Source organism: bacterium (genome assembly GCA_040755795.1).
Taxonomy (GTDB): Bacteria; UBA9089; CG2-30-40-21; order CG2-30-40-21; family SBAY01; genus JBFLXS01.
The window spans coordinates 1-5,142 of the sequence record JBFLXS010000294.1; the positions used below are offsets into that span (position 1 = coordinate 1).

At 37.1% G+C, this 5,142-nt stretch carries 4 protein-coding genes; 2 read left to right on the forward strand and 2 right to left on the reverse strand.

Translation table 11 applies throughout. The features are described 5' to 3' along the window. The first annotated feature begins 268 nt into the window (after nt 1-268). Both cpaB and AB1414_15125 read left to right on the forward strand, forming a co-directional pair. Nucleotides 269-1,135, forward strand: a complete 867-nt coding sequence (gene cpaB / locus AB1414_15120; GenBank protein MEW6608752.1) for a Flp pilus assembly protein CpaB — start codon at nt 269-271, stop codon at nt 1,133-1,135. A 310-nt stretch (nt 1,136-1,445) separates the two neighbouring features. After that, entirely contained in the window at nt 1,446-2,531 is a 1,086-nt protein-coding gene (locus AB1414_15125; protein MEW6608753.1) for an alanine--glyoxylate aminotransferase family protein, read from the forward strand. A 52-nt stretch (nt 2,532-2,583) separates the two neighbouring features. Here AB1414_15125 and AB1414_15130 read toward each other — a convergent pair whose 3' ends face one another. Beyond that, nucleotides 2,584-3,408 carry a hypothetical protein gene (locus AB1414_15130; GenBank protein MEW6608754.1) on the reverse strand — a complete coding sequence of 275 codons (825 nt, stop codon included), beginning with the start codon at nt 3,406-3,408 and terminating at the stop codon, nt 2,584-2,586. Between the two features lie 91 nt (nt 3,409-3,499). Then, nucleotides 3,500-4,732, reverse strand: a complete 1,233-nt coding sequence (locus AB1414_15135) for a hypothetical protein (GenBank protein MEW6608755.1) — start codon at nt 4,730-4,732, stop codon at nt 3,500-3,502. Nucleotides 4,733-5,142: the final 410 nt, after the last annotated feature.

The window sequence follows — 5,142 nt, forward strand, 5'->3', positions numbered from 1 at the left end:
AGGACAACCCCCTAACCCCCTTTATTAAGGGGGAATATCTGTTCTACACCAGAGGATACGAGTCTGTGGATACTATACTAATTCGCTAATCTCTAATTCACTAATTCGCTATTTTCAGGGGAAACGGACATGAGCCAGGGCTCACAAAGGGCAATGAAAATGGGAGAAGGACAACCCCCTAACCCCCTTTATTAAGGGGGAATTGTTGAGAGTTTCTTTCTTCGCGAACCCCGAGTCCCGATTTTCAGGGGAGAAAGAGAGGAAAATAATGGGCACAAGGCTTATAACTATAGGGATTATATTAGGATTAATTACCTGCGGGGTGGTATTATTTTATTTCAAGACTTTAGAGAAAAAACCGCCGGTGGTTAAAGAAGAACCTGTTCCAGAGCCGAAAAAGGTCGGCGTAGTTTTTGCTGTAGGTGAAATTCCTGCTCAGACGGTGATTGATACCGGCATGGTGACATTGAAGGAATTAGAACCTGAAACTGTGTCAAAAGAGGCAATTACTTCTTTAACGAGTGTGGTTGGCGGTATTGCGAAGGTTAACATCCATCCTAACTCGCCAGTTTTATCCTCACAAATTTACTTTGGGGTTGGCAGGCTGGCGTATATTGTGCCACCCGAAAGAAGAGCCATTACTTTGCTGATTGACAATCCAGGCGCTATTTCTTATTTAATCACCCCAGGGGATAGGGTAGATGTTATTGGCACATTTGAATCAGATTTTGCCGGAAAATTGGTGAGTAAAACCATTGTCCAATCAGCCATAGTTTTAGCTACGGGTCAACAATTTATACCTAAGAAAGTTACGGCGGAGGAAAAACCACCCCTTGCTTTTGATACCGTGACTTTAGCCGTTTATCCACGCGAGGCAGAAGAATTAGCTTTAGGCGCAGATAAAGCCTCAAAACTTAGACTCTCGCTTAGACATCCAACTTCTAAATCATTGGTCTGGACCGATGGGGCAACACCACCGGAAGTAATTGACTTACCACCAGAAAAACCAAAAGATACCATTATTATCAAAACAGGCACTCCAACACCAACAATTGAGGTAGAATCAAAACTAATTAAACAGATAGATGTTTATAAAGGGACTAAAAAAGAAACCGCGGTCTTAGAGTGGAGATAATATTAATTCGTAACCCTTCAGGCAATACATCAATTCTAGTATAGCGTTCTCTAAATACATATAGTAAGTTATTAACGAAAATTTCTCATAGAACAGATATAGCAACAGGGTTGATAGTTTATAGTTGATGGTTTATAGTTTATAGTTGATAGTTTCATAGACTATCAACCATCAACTATCAACAATACTAATGTGAACTTTTGGTTAATACTTACTATAATATTGTTATATCTACTTAGAGAACCCTACACTAGACCTCTTTAATTTAAGACAACATAAAGTCTTTCAAAGGATGAAAAAGAAATAAAATATGATAATTTTTTCCCCAGGACCGGCTAATATTTCAGAAAGGGTGAGAAAATCTCTAACCCTACCAGATATATGCCATCGTGATAGTGAGGCATCAGAGATTCTATCAGATATTCGCCAACTTCTTCTCCAGGTTGGCAAGGCTAAAAATGGGTATAAGAGTGTAGTTTTCACTGGCTCTGGAACATTAGCCATAGATAGTGTTATTGCCTCTTTAACAGATAATATCAAAAATCTATTAATCATCTCTAATGGCGTTTATGGAGAAAGGGCAAGAAATATTGCTATAACTTATAAAGTTAATTTTCAAGAGATAAATTTTGGTTGGGGGAATCTACCGGATTTAACAGTCATAGAAGAAAGGTTGAAAACGACCAATGTCGATGCCATTTATATTGTTCATCATGAAACTTCAACCGGACTTTTAAATCCCCTAAAAGAAATCTCCTGTTTAGCTCAGAAATATGAGACACTCCTGTTAGTTGATGCGATTAGTAGTATTGGTGGTGAGGAAATAGATTTGAATCAGTTAACCATAGATGTGCTTATGGGCTCGGGGCATAAATGTATAAGAGGAGTTCCGGGGGCGGCTTTTGTGATTGTAAGCGAAAGATTTATTGAAAAAATTAAAAAAGGCGGCAAAAAAGCATCTTATAATGACCTTTTAACTCATCTTGAATCCGAAGAAAACCTCGCGGAGACACCTTTTACGCCTGCGGTTCAGGTTTTTTATGCCTTTAAAACGGCACTGTTAGAACTGTTAGAAGAAGGGGTAGAAAATAGAATTGCTCATTATAAACACATCGCTGAATTATTAAGAAAGGGATTAAAAGAAATAGGTCTAAAATTTTTCCTTGACGAAAGCCTTTTCTCTAATACAATGACCTCAGTTTATCTACCAGCAGGCTTTTCCTTTGAAAAACTTCATCATCTTTTAAAATTAAAAGGATTTGTCATTTACAATAGCCAGGGACATCTAAAAGGTAAAGTTTTTAGAATAGGCACCGTAGGGTTAATTTCAACAGATGATATAAAAAATTTTATAGAAGAATTAAGGAAAATTTGTTGTCACCCTGCAGAAGTGTAAGGAAACCGTTGAGGGAAATGGTATAAGGTAACCATAAAGTAAATCTATATTTTTAGAATGTATAATTAAAACCACCCGCAAGAGCAAGTCCACCTAATTTCATATCCCAGTTAGATACTTTTTTAGTATAAGAATATTTTGCCTCTAAGGTTACAGAAAATCTCCTGGAGAGGAAGTAATTCGTCCCCATTAAGGTATGAAAACCAAAGATATTCTTTGATTCATCCTTTCCTAAAATTATTTCTGAGGCGACAACTTTATCTTCAATAGCAGCAGATATAGCCGTATTATCTATCTTCTTCTTTGCCATATACCAACTGGGGCCACCGCCAAAATAAAATAAAGATTCTCTTATACCCCGGATTGGAATATTGTATATCGCTGTGACAATTACAGGTATAATTCTCATCGTCGTCTCCCCGGTTACTACTTTAATCTCTGCCATTGGGTAGTTAAATTGAAACTCCTTCACTATTTCGTCTATCTTCCGTGTCATTTCCTCTATCTTCCTTACATCTCCACTCTTATCCCAATAATCAAGGGCAATTCCTATGGATAAATTTGGAGGGATATTATATTTTGCCCCTCCCGAGAAAATTATTCCTTTTCCGTATATATCCTTTATTTTATCATCAGTAGGGATAAAATAGCCTGCTTCACCCATTAAGGTTATCTTTTTTAACTGTGGTTTTTCAGACTCGATTGATAAGAAATGGAGGGTTACTATTTTCTTTTCTGGGACAGTGTCCTTCTTCCTTACAGCCAAAAATGGAAGGGTTACTACTTCTGTTTCCTCATGGGCAAAAATATCAACAGGAGATTGAAATGAAACAATTAAGAAAAGAATAATCAAATGATACAACTTCTTTGATAGCATAGAGACTCTCAAACTTTTAAATCTAAATTTTCATTACTACCATTCAGGCTTATTTCCCCAATAGTTCTCTGCGAATTTCATCTTACTCCCTTCATTTTATAATAACAACTTCACAATTTAGTGTTTGTGGTCCAATCTTAGTGGTAGTTAATTTAGCGATAGGAGTAGGTTTTCCAAGTTCCTCTGTAGATAAGGTAACCATCAGTGGTTCAATAGCCTGACCTTCCTCAGGGATGAATTTAAACTCTACTTTTTTACCTTTAACACCACAGACATATGCAGTAATTGGCACTGGCACTCCTGTTTGAGTAACTGGTGGCATAGAAAGGTTATATCCCCAGGAAGGCACATCTGAAGTAATTGAAGCCGCATCCGGTTTTGTCACTTTAACCTTACATATCCCCTCTGGACCTATCACATCTAAGGGTATATCAGTACCTACTACGTTAATTTCATCTATTCTTGCGGCAATTATGTCTATTGGGTATTCTACATTAGTCTCTGGCTTAACTATAGAAACTATATTCTCTCCTGGCTTAGTAATATCAAAGATATCTTCTCCAGTTATTGTTTCATCAATATTACCATTTGTAACCTCAATTTCTCCGTCAGTTGGTATAATTTTATCTTTTGGAGGAGTGGTGGTAACCTCTGTTTTTTCCTTTGGTGAGAGAATCTTTATGATTCTCTCTACTCCTGTTATTATTCCTCCAACAATTCCTATTCCTTTAGGGATATCCAGAATAGTCCAACCATCACGCTCTTTTACCTTTACATCTGGTACATCTTCCTGGGTAAGTTCTCTACCGTCAACAGCAGTAAACTTGATACTTGTAATCTTACCCGTGTACTTTGTATTAATTGCTGTCTCTCCCTCCAGGGCAGTGAATGAAACACTGCAAACGATTCCTTCTTCTTCAGAAGGTGGAAGGACTACAGATGCATATCCTTCCTTTGCTTCTCTTTCTTTTTTCTCTTTTTCTAATTTTCTGTAAGCATCGTCCCGTTTTTTCTTGTTTTCCTTACCTTTGCAATATCTTGCAGTCATCTCCTTCTCTGGATGGCTTGGGTCTGTGCATAGTTTCCATGCACTGAAATCGTGTTCTCCTCCGTGTCCCACTTCCAAATTGCAGTTACCTATATAACATCGCTCACGCCACTTTAAGACATTGCATTCCTCTTCTGTTCCTTTACTTATCTTATCAATCAAGTAAACATGTTTAGTGAAATTGCATAAAGCGGCACCATAAGATTGGTTTACTGTTGAGAGCATAAATAGTGAAACTACCATTATTGTAATACTTCTTGTCAATACCTTACTCATTTTTTTTTATTCCTCCTTTTAGTTTTAGAACGTTCTCGGATAAAATTTAGCGTTGATTTTCCCCGTTTTGGGGTAAAGAGATTAAAGTTAAAAGGCTGGTTTGGTTTAGGGGTTAGGAAGTTAGTGTTTTCTTCCCCTTGAAATTTGTCCAGGTAACCAACTATCACCAACTTCCTAACCCAACTTACATACCCGCTTCCTAACCTTAACCTTTTATCCGAGAACCTTCTATTATTGTAATAATTATACATTAAACTATTCATTTTGTCAACATTTTTTTTAACTGATACTTGATGTTCAAGTTTTTTAAAGGTATAAAGATTTAACCGCAAAGAGCGCAAAGGAAGATTTCGCAAAGGACGCAAAGGAAGGAAAATAAGGTGGTGAACAACCTATTGCTTTGTTAAGTT

Bases quoted from the DNA above. Each gene is read 5' to 3' on its own strand.
- AB1414_15125 (MEW6608753.1), top strand. From the start codon at position 1,446: ATGATAATTTTTTCCCCAGGACCGGCTAATATTTCAGAAAGGGTGAGA.
- cpaB (MEW6608752.1), top strand. From the start codon at position 269: ATGGGCACAAGGCTTATAACTATAGGGATTATATTAGGATTAATTACC.
- AB1414_15135 (MEW6608755.1), bottom strand. From the start codon at position 4,732: ATGAGTAAGGTATTGACAAGAAGTATTACAATAATGGTAGTTTCACTA.
- AB1414_15130 (MEW6608754.1), bottom strand. From the start codon at position 3,408: ATGCTATCAAAGAAGTTGTATCATTTGATTATTCTTTTCTTAATTGTT.